The organism is Microbispora sp. CA-102843, from assembly GCF_050936215.1.
Classification (GTDB): domain Bacteria; phylum Actinomycetota; class Actinomycetes; order Streptosporangiales; family Streptosporangiaceae; genus Microbispora.
Genome location: NZ_JBNJNF010000001.1, coordinates 612,912 through 628,056, shown reverse-complemented (window position 1 = coordinate 628,056; position 15,145 = coordinate 612,912). Strand labels below are relative to the sequence as shown.

The window sequence follows — 15,145 nt, the reverse complement described above, 5'->3', positions numbered from 1 at the left end:
CCGCACCCTAGCGAATCGACTCCCTGTGAGGGGGACCGGCCGAATCAAGGGTTCCCCTCGAACCCCCTCCCGGCTCCGCGGTCCTACCCATGGTGCGGCTAACCTTCCCAACGCCCGATTAGAGGAAGGATCCTGTCTTACCGCGATCAACCCGTACCCTCTGGGCAACTCGATCGTTTGGTGTGTCAGGTGCACGTCCACGCATCGTGGGGAGAACCATGTCAGGACCGTCCATGCAGACCACTGCCCGGAAAGACGTCGGGGTCGCGATCCCCACCGGCGGACTGTCCGATGGGTTCAGCCCGCGGCCACGCCCGACGATCCGCAACGTGGCCGAGCGGGCAGGAGTCTCCAAGTCGCTGGTGTCTCTCGTGCTGCGGGGCTCCCCGCACGTGAGCGAGCACCGCAGGGAGGCGGTCCTCCAGGCCGCCCGGGAGCTCGGCTACCGCCCCAACGCGGTCGCCCGCAGTCTGGTCGAGGGGCGCACCCACCTGGTGGGCGCGCTCGTGGCCGACCTGCACAATCCCTTCTACGCCGAGTTCCTCGACGGCCTGCAGGAGAGCCTGCACGGCGACGGGCTGCGGCTGCTGATCGGCAGCGGCCGCTGGGACCCGGCGTTCGAGGACGAGGCCGTCGAGGCGTTCCTGGAGCTGCGGGTGGACGGCCTGGTCCTGCTCGGGGTCGCGCCGTCCAGCGACACGCTGGCCGAGGCCGCGGCCTACACGCCGACCGTGGTGGTCGGCGAGCGCGACGTCGAACTCGAGGGCGTGGACATCGTCGTCGACGACGACCAGCTCGGCGCCCGCTTCGCCGTGGACCACCTCGTGGAGCTGGGCCACCGGCGCATCGCCCACATCGAGGGCGCCCCGTCGTCGGCCGCCCGCTGCCGCTGCGAGGGCTACCTGGTGGCCATGCGCCGCCACGCGCTGGCGCCGTACATCATGGTCGAGCACGGCGACTTCAGCGAGGAGGGCGGCCGGCGCGCGGCTCTGGCGCTGCTGAAGCGCGACCCCCGGCCGACGGCGATCTTCGCGGCGAACGACATCGTGGCCATGGGCGTGCTGACCGCGGCGAGCGAGCTGGGGCTGCGAGTGCCCGAGGACCTGTCGGTCGTCGGATACGACAACACGCATCTCGCCTCCGTCACGCACATCTCGCTGACCAGCGTGGACCAGCCCCGGCGGGCCATGGGCCGCTCGGCGGCGGCGCTGCTGAGCGACCGCATCACCGAACCGGGCAAAATCGCCCGGCTGCGGCAGGTGAGCCCGCAACTCGTCGTACGGCGCAGCACCGGGCCCGCTCCAAGTGGTGCCCAAGGCTAGGTCAATCACCGACGTGTCCCCTCGCGGCCGGTGTTGACTTCAGCCGTGGCGCCGGCCCCCGGCGGGTCGCGGAAGGGCTGCCCGCGGACCGGCGACCGGGAATCGGGGGGATTCATGCGTGATCCTGAGTTGGTCTCCTGCGCCCAGCGAGCCGCCGGCGAACTGGAGCGTGCCTGGGCGCACTGGAGGGAGAGCCGGGGGCTCGACAGCGAGGACGTCGCCGAGTCGGTGGCGAGCTACGTCGCCCACTCGATCGACCATCCCTGGGGACGGCCCCGCGTGGTGCTGGGCCTCGACGCCGAGGACGCCCGTGAGCTGGCCGCTCTCCTGCACCGGCAGGAGGTCCCCGAGCCGGCGTGGGTGGGCAGGTTTCCGGCGTAACGGTCTGATCACGACTCCGTTCCGGTTAGGTTGGGGAGACCACACCTCCGGGAAGGGACTTCGACCGTGATCAGACGACCACTCGCCGCCGCAGCCCTGGCCCTATGCGGGGTCGGAGCCGTCGCCTGCGGCGGCGCTGAGGTCTCCGACACGGGGGCGTCCACCCCCGCCGCCTCGCACAAGCTCGGGCGGTCGGCCGCGACCCAGGACCAGGCGGCCGGCACGGCGTCCTCCGAGACGGCCGCCCCGACCACGCGTACGGCGACCGCCTCCGAGACGCAGGCCAGACCGCTGACCGGGCAGGTCATCGTGATCGACCCGGGTCACAACGGGGGCAACTGGAAGCACCCGGAGGTCATCAACAGGCAGGTCAACATCTCCAACCAGAAGAAGGCCTGCGACACCACCGGCACCTCGACGAACGACGGCTACAGCGAGGCGGCCTTCACCTGGGACGTGTCCACCCGGCTCGTACGGCTGCTGCGGGCCCAGGGGGCGACGGTCAAGCTCACCCGCCCCGACAACAAGGGCACCGGGCCGTGCATCAACCAGCGGGCCGCCATCGGGAACAGCGCCCAGGCGGACGCGGCGATCTCCATCCACGCCGACGGGGCCGCGCCGAGCGCCCACGGGTTCCACATCATCATGCCGAAGAAGATCGGCGGGCCGGTCGACCCGGTGGTCGGCGACTCCAGGAAGCTGGGCGTCGCGGTCCGTGACGCCTTCCACAGCGGCACCGGCCTGCCGTACTCGACCTACATCGGCAGCAAGGCGCTGAACTTCCGCAGCGACCTCGGCGGGCTCAACCTGTCGACGGTGCCGAAGATCTTCATCGAGTGCGGCAACATGCGCAACGCCGGAGAGGCCGCCAAGTTCAAGGACGCGGCGTTCCGCCAGCGCATCGCGGACTCCCTGGCGAAGGGCCTTGAGGCGTATCTCGCCGCCGCCCGCTGACCGGGCCTCCGGCGGTGAGGCGGCTCTCAGTGACTCTCGGGGGCTCTCAGTGACTCTCAGGGGGCTGTGGACGGGGTGGCCGGGGTGTCGGTGAGGTTTGGCATCATCGGCGGCATGAACCATCTCCTTCCCCCGCCGAGGCTCGTAGAGACGGGCTCGGGATCGGCCGAGATCGCGCCCGGCTCCGCCGTGTCGGGCCCGGCCCCGCTCATCGACGCCGTACGGCTCGCGCTCCCCGTGCTCGACCTGAGGCCCGGCGACGCCGCCACGGCGGCCGTCCGGGTGGAGGAGGACCCCCGGCTCGGGCCGGAGGCGTACGCGCTGACGGTCGCGGGCGACGGCGTGCGCATCGCGGCCGGAGACCGGGCAGGCGCCTTCTACGCCGGGCAGACGCTGCGGCAGCTCCTGCCGGCCGAGGCGTTCCGGTCGGCCCTCGCGCCCGGGACGTCCTGGACGATCCCCTGCGGGCGTGTGGAGGACGCGCCGGGGTTCTCCTGGCGCGGCGCTCACCTCGACGTGGCCCGCAGCTTCCTGCCGAAGCGGGAGGTGCTGCGGATGATCGACCTGATGGCGCTGCACAAGCTGAACCGGCTGCACCTCCACCTGGCCGACGACCAGGGCTGGCGGGTGGAGAGCAGGGCGTTCCCGCTGCTGCACGAGGTGGGCTCGCACCGCCCGCGGACGATCACCAGCCACAAGGGGGAGGAACTCGCCTTCGACGGCGTCCCTCACGGCGGCCACTACACGCTCGCCGACCTGGCGGAGATCGCGGCATACGCCCGGGCGCGGGCGGTCACCGTCGTGCCCGAGATCGACGTACCGGGGCACGCCTCCGCCGTACTGGCCGCCTATCCCGAGCTGGCGTCCCGGCCGGAGGAGCGCTACGAGGTGCTGGACCGGTGGGGCATCTCGTCGGCGATCCTGTCCCCGCTTCCGGCGACCGTCGACTTCCTGACCACCGTGTTCGCCGAGATCGCCGATGCCCTGGGCGAGGTGCCGTACTTCCACATCGGCGGCGACGAGTGCGTGCTCGACGACTGGGCGGCGTCGGCCGAGATCTCGGCGTACCAGGCCTCACTTGGGCTGGAGAGCACGGGTGACCTGCACGCGTGGTTCCTGCGTCGGCTCGCCGACGCGCTGGCCGAACGCGGCAGCCGCACGGTGGTGTGGGACGAGGCGTTCGTCAGCGGCAGGCTGAGGCCCGACACGATCGTGATGCCGTGGCGCGGCGAGCACGTCGCGCGCCGGGCCGCGGCGGCGGGGCACGACGTGGTGGCGACGCCGGTCTTCCCGATGTACTTCGACTACGCCGAGGCGGCCTCCCCCGAGGAGCCGGCCGGCCTGGGGGACGCGACCACCGTGGCCGACGTGGCGGCCTTCGCGCCCGCGCCGTCCGAGTGGCCGGAGGAGGAGCGCGCCCGGGTGATCGGCGTCCAGTTCCAGCTGTGGAGCGAGCGCATCCCGGACGGCCGGACGCTCGACTACCGCGCCTGGCCCCGTGGCTGCGCGGCGGCCGAGGTCGCGTGGACCGGCGGCCCGGCCGGGTCTGAGGACTTCCTCCGCCGCCTCGACGCCCACCTGGCGCGGCTGGACGCGTTCGGCGTGGAGTATCGCCCGCTGTCCGGGCCCCGGCCCTGGCAGCGGGGCGGCACCGGATGGCGTCGCCACCGCCCGGGCGCCGTCGCCGTGCACGACGTGATGCGCCACCTCCACGAGCTCAGCCTGTCGGCCGACTCCACCCGGCCCAGCATGTAGGTCGTGTCCCTTCAGACACGACCTAGCCCCGCACCGCGTCGGTGACGCGCCGCACGCGCCGGCGGTCGCACAGCACGTCGGCGCTGTCGACGTACTGGTCCACCGCACCGGTGAGAGGCAGTCGCCGCACCTCCGGGTCGGTGATGGTCTCCAGCAGCGCCTCGGCGAAGCGCTCGGCGCGCAGCACCCGGTAGGGCCGGTTGTGGTACGGGCGAGTGCGCGGATCGACGGGCGCGGTGAGGCCGAGGGCGTTGTGCAGGGCCGCGAGAGCCTCGTAGGCGGTGGCGAGGTGGCGCTCGCGGTCCCGCCAGCCGGTGGCCGACACGGCCGCCCTGAGCACGCGTGCCAGATCGGAGCCGCACGGCAGGGCGGCGAAGGCGCTGCCCAGCCACTTGCCGTACGGCGGGTAGCGGCGGTGCATGAGCAGGGCGAGCCGGATGAGGTCCCGCGCCAGGCGGGCGCAGGTGACGGCCGAGCCCAGTTCGTCGCCGGCCTCGCCGCCGCGGCCCACGAACGCCTCCTCCTGGCATATCCGCCGCCACTGACAGGCCAGGACGTAGCGCCAGACGTCGTCGGGATACCAGGCGAGGCGCCGGCGGACCGGCAGGAGCAGGCCCAGGCCGTCGTGGAAGACCTCTCCCGCCGTGATCTCCGCGAGGGTCTGGGTGGGCGTCGCCAGCCAGTCGGACAGGCCGACGCCCTCGATCGGGTCGAACCCGAGGTGCGCGGTGAGCCATGTGGCCAGATCGGCCACCACCACTCCGTGCCGGAGCGGCCCGTCCGTCGGCTCCATATGCCGGGTGCCGTCGGCCCCGGACGGGCCGAAGTTCGTGGGATAGCCGAGGAACCGCGGCGGCAGGCTCCCGGCGAGCGCGGCGTCCACGGCCTCGCCGTGGACGGCGGCGTCCTCAGGGCTCAGGAAGAGCTGCAGCCGCGGGCCCCAGTCGTGGTCGGTGGACCGCTCGGTGTCGTACCCGAGCACCTCCGAGCCCGGACCGACGAGGGCCGCCGTGTGCGTGAGGCCGCCGAATCGCCGCGCCAGCAGCGGTGCCACCGCCTCCAGGTAGAACCGCCGTGACAGCTCCAGTCCGCGCACATGCCCGTCTCCCACAGCCGACATCCTCGGCGGGCTCCGTCGCGTGGGGCAACCGGCTTTTCCCCGGCGTCACCACGCATCTCCGCGGGTCCCCAGATGCCGGTGAAGGTGTTGTGGTGTCACGCTCCGTCGAGGACCTCGGCGACGATGGCGGCCGCGATCTTCTCCGCGTCGAGGCCCTGGTAGGTGTCGATCACCTCGCGGATCCTCGCGGTCAGGCGCAGGTCGGCCTGTGCGGCGTCGCCGATGTGGCGCCCGGCCACCGCGACGGCGGCGGCGAGTTCGTACGCCTCGGCCGGCCCGAGACCCTGCGGATCGACCTCGACGAGGACGCGAGCGCCATTCTTCGGCGAGACGCGGACCTTCCACCGTCCGGACGGGCCGGAGACCGACAGCGTGTCCTTCCGGAGGGCCGGCGGGAACAGGACGACGGCCACCCTGCCCGCCGCGGCGAGGACCCGCTCGGCGAGCCGGCGGACGTCCTTCTTGGCGACGACGATCCTCCCGGAGCGGTTGATGATGCTCACGGAATCACCGCTGTCGGCCACGGCGATCCGCTCGCCGTCGGCCTGATCGTAGATGGCGCTCATGGGGGGTCGCTCGCTTAGCAGGTTCGTCGGGGCGGGCTGCGAGACTCCGCCCATGCATGATCTCGTACTTTCGGAGCGCATGATCGTAATCCGCCTTTTTCCGGGCAAGGACCCCGGCGGGCGGCCGGCGTGAGCACGTCCGAGCGGTTCAGCCTCCGGCCGAGCGCGGAAGAGTGGCTGCAGGCGGGCGGGAGACACCGCGCCGGGCCGCTGCGGGGATGGCCTCGGCGTGCCCGATGGACGCGGCGCCGGGGGTTCACACGAGCGTGTAGCCGGCCTCCTCGACGGCCTTGCGCACGGCGTCGTCGGCGACCTCGCCGGAGACGTCGAGGCGGCCGCTGTCGAGATCGACCTCGACACCGGTGACGCCGGGGACCTCGCCGACCTCCTCCTTGACCGAGCTCACGCAGTGGCCGCAGGTCATGCCCTGCACGGTGTAGGTCTTGACGCTCATGGCGCTCTCCATTTCCGGGAGAAGGGGATTCATGCGGTGCGGCCGACGATCTCGCGGACCGAGTCGTAGCCGTGCCGCCGCAACCGGCGGGCGAGCTGGCGGTTGATCCGCGACGGCCACAGGGGGCCCTCGTAGATCAGGCCGGTGTATCCCTGCACGAGGGTGGCGCCGGCCAGCAGCCGCTCCCAGACGTCGTCGACGTCCTCCACTCCGCCGACGGACACGAGCGTGAGCCGGTCGCCGGCCTTCTGGCGCAGGCGGCGCAGCACCTCGAGCGAGCGGGCCTTGAGCGGCTGTCCGGACAGGCCACCCGCCTCGGTGCTCGCGACGCCCTCACGGCTGATCGTGGTGTTGGTCGCGATGACGCCCGCCAGTCCGAGCTCGGCGGCCAGCTCGGCCACGGCGTCCACGTCCTCGTCAGCCAGGTCCGGCGCGATCTTCACGAGGAGCGGGGTGCGGCCCGCCGCCTCCTTCACCGCCGACAGCAGCGGGCGCAGGCGGTCGACGGCCTGCAGGTCGCGCAGGCCCGGGGTGTTGGGCGAGCTCACGTTGACCACGAGGTAGTCGGCGAGCGGCGCGAGCCTGCGGGCGCTGTCCACGTAGTCGCGCACGGCCTCGGACTCGGGCACGACCTTGGTCTTGCCGATGTTGACGCCGACCACGGCCGGGATGTGCCGCACCCTGCGCAGCCGCTTGGCGGCGGCCGCCGCCCCGGCGTTGTTGAAGCCCATCCGGTTGATGATCGCCCGGCTCTCGGGCAGGCGGAACAGCCGCGGCCGGGGGTTGCCGGGCTGCGCCTGCGCGGTGATCGTGCCGACCTCGACGTACCCGAACCCGAGCGCCGACAGCGGCTCGGCACATCCGGCGTCCTTGTCGAACCCGGCGGCGAGCCCGAACGGCGAGGCGAAGTGGACGCCGAACGCCTGGACGCGCAGCGACTCCGCCCTCGGCGCGAGCAGCCGATGCAGCAGCCGCACGAGGGGCGGGAACATCCCGAGCAGGCGGAGCAGCCTGATCGTGGCGTGGTGGACGGCCTCCGCGTCGAGGCGGCTCAGGACCTGCGTGAACACGAGTCGATACATCACGGCAAGACTATCGCCCGGTCACGGCCCGCCTCAGCCCGCCGGGCTTCATAACCGTACGTCCGGTCAGTTGGGCCGGGGACGGGCCTCGGCCGTGGGCTGGGGCAGCGGCACGTGCGACGCCGTACGGATGGACAGCCCGGAGTCGAAGCCCAGCAGCCCCAGCAGCCGCAGCACCTGCCGGGAGGGGCGGACGAAGGTCGCGCCGCCGCCCCACTCCCGCACGCTCGCGTCGGTCCACAGGAGGCTCCGCGCGCCCGCGCAGTCGAGGAAGCCGACCCCGGCCAGGTCGACCTCGACGTGCCCGGGCCGGTAGGTCCCCAGCACCTGCCGCAGGCAGGCACGGAGCTCCGGCACCCCCGACACGTCGAGGTCGCCGTTCAGGGCCATCCGGATGCCGGTCTCAAACGACGTGGTCTGGATTCGCAACATTCCTCTGGCCCTGCTCGCCCAGCAGCTCGGCCGCGAGCTCGGATACCTTCCGCCTGCTGTCCCTGGCCTGCTTGCGCAGTCCGGTGAACGCCTGCGAGGCCGTCAGATCGTGCTTGCCCATGAGATAGCCGATGGCCCGCTCGATCACGACCCGGTAGTCCAGTGCGTACTGGAGCTGGTCGGCGAGCACGGCCTTCTCGTCCGCCTCCATCGACGCCACGAGGACCTGCTCGATCACGTGGGCGTACGCGTGGAGGGCCTGGGTGTCGCTCTCCTGCCACTCGTGCGGCGCGTCCTGGTAGACGTTCAGGGTGCCGACGGGCACGCCGCCGAGCCGGATCGGCACTCCCGCCACCCCGCGCACCTCGGGGTGCAGCAGTTCACGCAGGGCCGGCCACCGCCGGTCGGCCCGCACGTCGACCGTCGTCACCGCGGTGTCGCCCGCGTACGCCGCCACACACGGGCCCTGGCCCGTCACCGCCTGAGCACGTTCGAGGCTGCGGCCTCGCTCGTCGGTGGCGAAGAGGTAGCGGAGTGTGCGGTCCTCCTCGGCGAACATCAGGCCGGCGCCGGAGTATCCGAAAAGCCGGTCGACCACTTGGACGATGCGCTCAAGGTGGTGCACGATCCCGGTCGCCGCCCTGTCCTTCTGCAGACGTCGCAGGCTGGCGACAAGAGCCTCAGGATCGATATGGGTCATTCCGTATCCTCTCGTGAACCTCACCTCGCGCCGCCGTGGCCTGGGGGCGAGGTGCCGATTCGGCCATCACAACTGCCCGGAGGGGGCCCGATCAGTCCTGCTCTCTGCCAGGACCTGAAGAACGATGACCATCAGCTCGCCGAGACGGGAACCCGCCTCCGCCTCCGTGCGGTCCCAGACCCGCCCGTCCCGGGCGTAGAAGTCCAGGACCCCGATGAGTACGCGATCCTCGATGAGCGGTATGGAGAGGACGGCCCGGACCGGCGGGGCGTGGACGGCCACGTGCGGGAACCCCATGGGCCTCGCGGCGTGCAGATCGTGGATCGCGACGAGGCCGCCGCTGGCGGCGCTCTCGATGGCGGGACCGTCGCCCACGGACTCCTGGGCGGACTCCAGCAGTACGCCGTCGTCGTCGGTCGCCCCGATCGCGCGGAGGCGGTCCTGGCCGTCGAGCAGCATCAACGCGGCGCCGTCGACCCCGAACAGGTCGGCCATGCCGGTGAGGACGTTCTCGAGAACGGAGGACGCGTCCGATGTCATCGCGAGCCCACTTTCAAACGATCAAGCGGCCGCGGACACAGGGCGGAGTGCCCCTAAGCCTAGTGGGCTCCGAGCACTTGTAGCCAGGTGATCCCCGGGGTTGGCCGACCGGGCTGGGGAGAACATGACGAATCCGCCCTCCCGCAGGGGAAGGCGGATCAGGAACGGACGGGGAACGGGGTCATTCGCCCCAGAACGCGTCGACCTCGTATTGGTCGCGGCTGTGCAGCCACGACTCGGCGATCCTGCCGTCGCGCATCGTGGTGCTCGATCGCAGCGTCGAGGACCACATGCGGGGGTTGGAGTCGCTCCTGGCGCTGCTGTCGCCGGACGAGCGGGAGCAGTTGTCGGCCCTGCTCGCCCGGCTGCTGCACAGCATGACCGCGCTCCGGAGCTAGCGCTTGGCCTTCTTGCCCTCGGGGGTGACGGCGTACCACTCGCCGCCGAAGTCCTTCAGGTCCTGGCCGAGCACGTCCCCGGCCTTCTGGTCCTTCGCGTAGTAGTAGAGCGGGTGCTTGTTGTAGGTCACCTGCGTGGTGCCGTCCTCCCGGTGGATCGTTCCGAGCAGGTTCGCGTGCACGCCCGTACCGGCCTGGGGCGCGCCGGCGGTGAGCACGGGCGGCCATGCGGCGGCGCACGCCTGGGTGCAGGCGGAGGCGCCGCCCTTGTCCTTGGTGAACAGGTACACCGTGCGGCCGCCCACACCGGCCAGCACGCTGCCGAGCGAGGTGGGCGCCGCGTCGATGCGCGCGGGCCCCGTGGGGGACGCCTGGACGGGAGAGGTCGGCGACGCCGAGTATCCGGTGGCGGACGGCGTCGTCCCCGAGGGGTACTCGGAGGGCTCGGACGTCTGCGACTCGTTGAGCTGGTCGTTGGCGACGCGGCTGGCGTCGTCGCCGGCACCGCCGCATCCGGCGGCCAGCAGGCTGATCGCGACCGCGCCGGCATACAGCAGTTTCCTCATGTTCGGCCTCCTGGGAAGTGAGCGAGTCGGCTCCCAGGAGACACGCGGCGACAGTGCCCCCGCCGCCCGGACGCGAAGATCCGGGACAGGCCTTTGCCGTTTCGTGGGTTCCGCCTCACGGACCTCTCCCCGCCCTCGGGGCGAATCAGCGACCTATGCGGATGAACCGCCAGATTCGGGGAAATCGGAGTAAGCCGTACGGGCGCGGCGCTGCGCCCCGACACGCGAACCGATCGCGGGGAGGTGCCGAGGTCACCGGCGCGTGCGATGCGATGCTGAGGCTGCGACGCCCGCCGGCGCAGCCGTCCGGCCCCGCGGGGGTGACGTCCCTGGCGAACCGCCCCCTTCGCCCGATCTCGCGTGACAGACAAGGAGCGTCCGGATGGCCGAGCGCATGCAACCGCCCGCCGTGGAACCGGCCGAGCTGAGGCGCCGCCTCGGCCGTACGGGAGTGTGGCTGTCCTCTCTGGCGGCGATCCCGGCGGCAAAGGCCAGGAAGGCCGCGGCGGAGATCGAGGAGCTTGGATACCCGGCGCTGTGGATCGGCGAGACCCCGGCCGGGCGGGAGGCGTTCACGCACGCCGCGCTGTTGCTGTCGGCCACCGGGCGGCTGCACGTGGCCACGGGCATCGCCAACGTCTACGGCCGCGACCCCGTCGCCGCCGCCAACGGCGCCGCGACCCTCGCGGAGGCGTGGGACCGGCGGTTCGTGCTCGGCCTCGGCGTCAGCCACAAGCCGCTGGTCGCCCCTCGCGGCCACGACTACTCCGCGCCGCTCGAGTACATGCGGGACTATCTCGACGGGATGGACCGGGCCTCGATCGCGGTGCCGCAGGCGGAGACGCCGCCCCGGGTGCTCGCGGCGCTCCGGCGCCGGATGCTCGAACTGGCGGCGCGGCGCGCGCAGGGCGCGCACACCTACTTCGTGCCGCCCGAGCACACCGCGAAGGCCCGCGAGATCCTCGGCCCGGGCCCGGTCCTCGCCCCGGAGCAGGCCGTGGTGGTCGAGACGGACGCGGACCGCGCACGGGAGATCGCCCGCGAGTACGCCGCCATGTATCTCGCCCTGCCCAACTACACCAACAACCTGCGGGAACTGGGCTTCTCCGACGACGACTTCGCGGGCGGGGGAAGCGACCGGCTCATCGACGCGATCGTGGTCTGGGGCGAGCCGGAGACGATCGCCGAGCGGGTACGCGCCCACCACGACGCGGGGGCCGACCACGTGTGCGTCCAGCCGCTCGCGGACTCGGCCGGCACGCAGATCGAGCACCTGCGGCTGCTGGCCCCCGCCCTCCTGAGGTGACGGCGTGACCGCGGCGACTCCCGGGCGGGGGCGCGGGGAGCACGGCAGGCAGGACGGGCAGGAGCCTCTGACGCCGCCGGATCAGACGGGTCTGGAGGCGTGGATGCGCCAGGTCCTCGGCCTGGCCGGCGCCCGGGCCTCCGCGTTCACCCCGCCCCTGCCGTCCACCCCGTCCGCCGGCCCGGGCCACCCGGAGAACGCGGACGGCCCGGAGGCCGGCGGGAAGGCGGATTAGCCCGGGCAGGCCGGGCAGAAGGTCAGGCTGGCCCGGAGGCCGGCCGCGCCAGGGGTCAGGCCGCCTGGCGCACCTGCTCGGCCAGCCGTTCGAGGCTGTCGTCCAGCGCCTGCTCCACCGCCTCGGCCGGGGGCGCGTGCCGCTCGTCGAAGAAGGACAGGTGGACCGTCACGTCGCTGCTGTCGTCGTCGATGCCGGCGACCTGCAGCCATCCGGCGTACCGGTCCACATCGCGGGTGCCCCACTCCATCCGCAACTGGTCCTGCTCGGACCGCAGCAGCGCGCGTTCGTCCTGTCCCGTCTCGTCCTCGTGGACGGTGACCGCGGGCGGCTCCTCCGCGCGTACATGCAGGTCCCGGGGCATCCAGAGATCGAGTTTGCCGATGTCGCACGCCTGGCGGAACACCTGGTCGGCCGGCGCGGGCATCCTGCGGGACCGCTCGAACTCGGTCATGGTCCGTCACTCCTCCCACTGTCGACGTAGGGGGCCCCTACCCGCCGCGGTCCGGTCCATCCTCCGTCTCACCAGGCGAGGCCGTGCGGCGGCCGGTCACCCTGCCAGACCTGGTGGGCACCCCCTCCCCGGGCGGGGACACGCGGCGGCGTAGGGTCCGGTTCATGACCGATCATTACGATGTCGTGGTCCTCGGCGCCGGGCCCGGCGGCTACACCGCCGCGGTCCGTTCGGCCCAGCTCGGGCTCAGCACGGCGGTCGTCGAGGAGCGCTACTGGGGCGGAGTCTGCCTCAACGTGGGCTGTATCCCTTCCAAGGCGCTGCTGCGCAACGCCGAACTCGCCCACATCCTGACGAACGAGACCAAGACGTTCGGCATCCAGACGGACGGCCCGATCACCCTCGACTACGGCGCGGCCTTCCGCCGCAGCCGGCAGGTCGCGGACGGGCGGGTCAAGGGCGTCCACTACCTGATGAAGAAGAACGGCGTCACCGAGTATGACGGCCGGGGCACCTTCACCGGCCCGGACGCCATTGAGGTGCGCGGCGCGGACGGCTCGGTGCGCACGGTGACGTTCGACCACTGCATCATCGCGGCCGGGGCGACGACCCGCCTGCTGCCGGGGACGTCCCTGTCCGAGCACGTGGTGACGTACGAGGAGCAGATCCTCAGCGAGACGCTGCCGGGGAGCGTGATCATCGCGGGCGCCGGGGCGATCGGCGTCGAGTTCGCTTATGTGCTGCACAACTACGGCGTGAAGGTCACGATCGTCGAGTTCCTCGACCGGATGGTCCCGCTGGAGGACCAGGAGGTGTCCGCGGAGCTGGCGCGGCGCTACCGGCGGCTCGGCATCGAGGTGCTGACCTCCACCCGGGTCGAGTCGATCGACGACAGCGGCGAGAAGGTGCGGGTCACGGTCTCCAGGAACGGCGAGACCTCCGTGCTGGAGGCCGACAAGGTGCTGCAGGCCATCGGCTTCCAGCCGCGCGTCGAGGGATACGGCCTTGAGCACACCGGCGTACGGCTGACCGAGCGCGGCGCGATCGCCGTGGACGGCCGCTGCCGCACGAACGTGCCGCACATCTTCGCCATCGGGGACGTCACGGCGAAGCTCATGCTGGCCCACGCCGCCGAGTCGATGGGCATCGTGGCCGCCGAGACGATCGCGGGCGCGGAGACGATGGAGCTCGACTACGTGATGATCCCGCGGGCCACCTACTGCCAGCCGCAGATCGCGAGCTTCGGCTACACCGAGGCCCAGGCGCGCGAGCAGGGCTTCGACGTGAAGGTGGTCAAGTTCCCGTTCACGGCCAACGGCAAGGCGCACGGCCTGGGCGACCCCAACGGCTTCGTCAAGGTCCTCAGCGACGCGAAGTACGGCGAGATCCTCGGCGCCCACCTCATCGGGCCCGAAGTGACCGAGCTGCTGCCCGAGCTGACCCTGGCCCAGCAGTGGGACCTCACCGTGCACGAGGTGGCGCGCAACGTCCACGCCCACCCGACTCTCGGCGAGGCGGTGAAGGAGGCGATCCACGGCCTGGCGGGACACATGATCAACATGTGAGCCGGTCGGCGCCGGTGGCGGCCGGTCAGCCGCCGGTGGGCGGGCCGTCAGCGCCGGGGGCGACGCTCTTCCCGTGGCCGCGACACCGCGGCCTCCGATGCAGAGGAGCGCGCATGAAGACCCCGTCGGTTCTGATCTCCGGCGCGAGCATCGCCGGGCCCGCCGTCGCCTACTGGCTGCGTAGGCACGGCTTCGCCCCCACGGTGGTCGAGCGGGCCCCCGCCCTGCGTGAGGGCGGCCAGGCGGTCGACTTCCGGGGGGCGGTGCACATGAGCGTGCTGCGGCGGATGGGCGTCCTGGACGAGATCCGCCGCCTGCGCACCGATCCCGGGCCGCTGCGGGTGGTCGACTGGCGCGGCGAACAGGTCGTCGCGCTGCCCGCGGAGTTCACCGGAGGCGAGGTGGAGATCCTGCGCGGTGACCTCGCCCGCGTGCTGTACGACCGGACCAGGGACGACGTGGAGTACGTCTTCGGCGACTCCATCGCGTCCATGACCGAGACCCCGGACGGGGTGGAGGTGACCTTCGAGCGCGGGGCGCCCCGGACGTTCGACCTCGTGATCGGCGCGGACGGCCTGCACTCGAACGTGCGGCGGCTGGCCTTCGGCCCCGAGTCGCGGTTCGTGCGGCCGTCCGGCTACCACGTCGCGATCTTCAGCACACCCGACCACCTGGGGCTCGGCCACGACACGCTGCTCTACAACGAACCCGGCCGCGGGGTGGCGGCCGCGGGCGCCAGGGACGGGGCGACCGCCGGGGTGATGTGCGTCTTCCGGGCCCCGGGGCTGGAGTTCGACCACCGCGACGTGGCGCAGCAGAAGAAGATCGTCATGGCCGAGTACGCGGGAGCGGGCTGGGAGGCCTCCCGCCTGCTCGAGGCCGTCGCGGACGCGTCCGACTTCTACTTCGACTCGATCAGCCTCGTCCACATGGACCACTACACCCGCGGGCGGATCGCGCTGCTCGGCGACGCCGGCTACGGCGCCACCTGCGGCGGCATGGGCGCCGGCATGGCCGTCGTGGCCGCGTACGTGCTTGCGGGCGAGCTCGCCGCCGCCGGCGGCGATCACCGCGCCGCGTTCCCCGAGTACGAGCGACTGATCAGAGGGTTCGCCAAGGCCTGCCAGCGGGTCGCGGGCAACGCGGGCTCCTTCCTCGCCCCGGCGACGCGGGGCGCGATCCGGCGGCGCAATCTGGCCTACCGGGTGCTCACGGCCGGGCCGCTGATGCGCGTGCTCGACAAGATGAGCACCAAGGCGGCCACCTCGATAACGCTCAAGGACTATGCGGCCTGAAATGCGGAAATGCCGATTAC

At 72.2% G+C, this 15,145-nt stretch carries 18 protein-coding genes; 8 read left to right on the top strand and 10 right to left on the bottom strand.

Annotation, left to right across the window (positions count from 1 at the left end; translation table 11 throughout):
- Positions 1-218: 218 nt before the first annotated feature.
- The 4 genes from ACQEVJ_RS03035 (at position 219) to ACQEVJ_RS03020 (ending at position 4,412) form a co-directional block, all read left to right on the top strand.
- A complete protein-coding gene (locus tag ACQEVJ_RS03035; protein WP_433096918.1) occupies positions 219-1,322 on the top strand; it encodes a LacI family DNA-binding transcriptional regulator in 1,104 nt (367 codons plus the stop codon).
- Positions 1,323-1,436: 114 nt separating this feature from the next.
- Positions 1,437-1,703: a hypothetical protein gene (locus ACQEVJ_RS03030; RefSeq protein WP_433096916.1), complete on the top strand. Its 267-nt coding sequence runs from the start codon at positions 1,437-1,439 to the stop codon at positions 1,701-1,703.
- A gap of 66 nt (positions 1,704-1,769) precedes the next feature.
- Positions 1,770-2,657 carry an N-acetylmuramoyl-L-alanine amidase gene (locus tag ACQEVJ_RS03025; RefSeq protein ID WP_433096914.1) on the top strand — a complete coding sequence of 296 codons (888 nt, stop codon included), beginning with the start codon at positions 1,770-1,772 and terminating at the stop codon, positions 2,655-2,657.
- A 114-nt stretch (positions 2,658-2,771) separates the two neighbouring features.
- A complete protein-coding gene (locus ACQEVJ_RS03020) occupies positions 2,772-4,412 on the top strand; it encodes a beta-N-acetylhexosaminidase (RefSeq protein ID WP_433096912.1) in 1,641 nt (546 codons plus the stop codon).
- A gap of 22 nt (positions 4,413-4,434) precedes the next feature.
- Here the strand turns inward: ACQEVJ_RS03020 and ACQEVJ_RS03015 are convergent, their stop codons facing one another.
- The 9 genes from ACQEVJ_RS03015 to ACQEVJ_RS02975 all read right to left on the bottom strand — a co-directional run bounded on the left by ACQEVJ_RS03015 (position 4,435) and on the right by ACQEVJ_RS02975 (position 10,270).
- Complete coding sequence (locus ACQEVJ_RS03015; protein ID WP_433096910.1) at positions 4,435-5,523, bottom strand: DUF4037 domain-containing protein; 1,089 nt, start codon at positions 5,521-5,523, stop codon at positions 4,435-4,437.
- Between the two features lie 104 nt (positions 5,524-5,627).
- Positions 5,628-6,098, bottom strand: coding sequence for a hypothetical protein (locus ACQEVJ_RS03010; protein ID WP_142561074.1), 471 nt, complete (start codon positions 6,096-6,098; stop codon positions 5,628-5,630).
- Between the two features lie 256 nt (positions 6,099-6,354).
- Positions 6,355-6,552, bottom strand: a complete 198-nt coding sequence (locus tag ACQEVJ_RS03005; protein ID WP_433096908.1) for a heavy-metal-associated domain-containing protein — start codon at positions 6,550-6,552, stop codon at positions 6,355-6,357.
- A gap of 29 nt (positions 6,553-6,581) precedes the next feature.
- Positions 6,582-7,634, bottom strand: a complete 1,053-nt coding sequence (locus ACQEVJ_RS03000) for a quinone-dependent dihydroorotate dehydrogenase (protein ID WP_433096906.1) — start codon at positions 7,632-7,634, stop codon at positions 6,582-6,584.
- A 66-nt stretch (positions 7,635-7,700) separates the two neighbouring features.
- Positions 7,701-8,066 carry an STAS domain-containing protein gene (locus ACQEVJ_RS02995; RefSeq protein WP_433096904.1) on the bottom strand — a complete coding sequence of 122 codons (366 nt, stop codon included), beginning with the start codon at positions 8,064-8,066 and terminating at the stop codon, positions 7,701-7,703.
- Positions 8,038-8,766, bottom strand: coding sequence for an ANTAR domain-containing protein (locus ACQEVJ_RS02990; RefSeq protein ID WP_433096902.1), 729 nt, complete (start codon positions 8,764-8,766; stop codon positions 8,038-8,040). The genes ACQEVJ_RS02995 and ACQEVJ_RS02990 overlap by 29 nt, the downstream gene beginning before the upstream one ends.
- 66 nt (positions 8,767-8,832) lie before the next feature.
- Positions 8,833-9,306 (bottom strand): GAF domain-containing protein, encoded by a 474-nt coding sequence (locus ACQEVJ_RS02985; RefSeq protein WP_433096900.1) that lies wholly within the window; start codon positions 9,304-9,306, stop codon positions 8,833-8,835.
- Positions 9,307-9,487: 181 nt separating this feature from the next.
- Positions 9,488-9,685 (bottom strand): hypothetical protein, encoded by a 198-nt coding sequence (locus tag ACQEVJ_RS02980; RefSeq protein WP_433096898.1) that lies wholly within the window; start codon positions 9,683-9,685, stop codon positions 9,488-9,490.
- Positions 9,686-9,700: 15 nt separating this feature from the next.
- A complete protein-coding gene (locus ACQEVJ_RS02975; protein WP_433096896.1) occupies positions 9,701-10,270 on the bottom strand; it encodes a COG4315 family predicted lipoprotein in 570 nt (189 codons plus the stop codon).
- A gap of 382 nt (positions 10,271-10,652) precedes the next feature.
- Between ACQEVJ_RS02975 and ACQEVJ_RS02970 the strand changes: the two genes are divergently transcribed.
- Both ACQEVJ_RS02970 and ACQEVJ_RS02965 read left to right on the top strand, forming a co-directional pair.
- On the top strand, positions 10,653-11,576 hold the full coding sequence (locus tag ACQEVJ_RS02970) for a TIGR03620 family F420-dependent LLM class oxidoreductase (protein WP_433096894.1): 924 nt from the start codon (positions 10,653-10,655) through the stop codon (positions 11,574-11,576).
- A gap of 4 nt (positions 11,577-11,580) precedes the next feature.
- The gene (locus ACQEVJ_RS02965) at positions 11,581-11,811 is read left to right on the top strand and encodes a hypothetical protein (protein ID WP_433096892.1); all 231 of its coding nucleotides are present in this window, start codon (positions 11,581-11,583) and stop codon (positions 11,809-11,811) included.
- Positions 11,812-11,866: 55 nt separating this feature from the next.
- Here ACQEVJ_RS02965 and ACQEVJ_RS02960 read toward each other — a convergent pair whose 3' ends face one another.
- Positions 11,867-12,265, bottom strand: coding sequence for an SRPBCC family protein (locus ACQEVJ_RS02960; RefSeq protein WP_433096890.1), 399 nt, complete (start codon positions 12,263-12,265; stop codon positions 11,867-11,869).
- Between the two features lie 164 nt (positions 12,266-12,429).
- Between ACQEVJ_RS02960 and lpdA the strand changes: the two genes are divergently transcribed.
- Positions 12,430-13,830, top strand: coding sequence for a dihydrolipoyl dehydrogenase (lpdA, locus tag ACQEVJ_RS02955; RefSeq protein WP_433096888.1), 1,401 nt, complete (start codon positions 12,430-12,432; stop codon positions 13,828-13,830).
- A 113-nt stretch (positions 13,831-13,943) separates the two neighbouring features.
- Complete coding sequence (locus ACQEVJ_RS02950; RefSeq protein WP_433096886.1) at positions 13,944-15,125, top strand: FAD-dependent monooxygenase; 1,182 nt, start codon at positions 13,944-13,946, stop codon at positions 15,123-15,125.
- Positions 15,126-15,145: the final 20 nt, after the last annotated feature.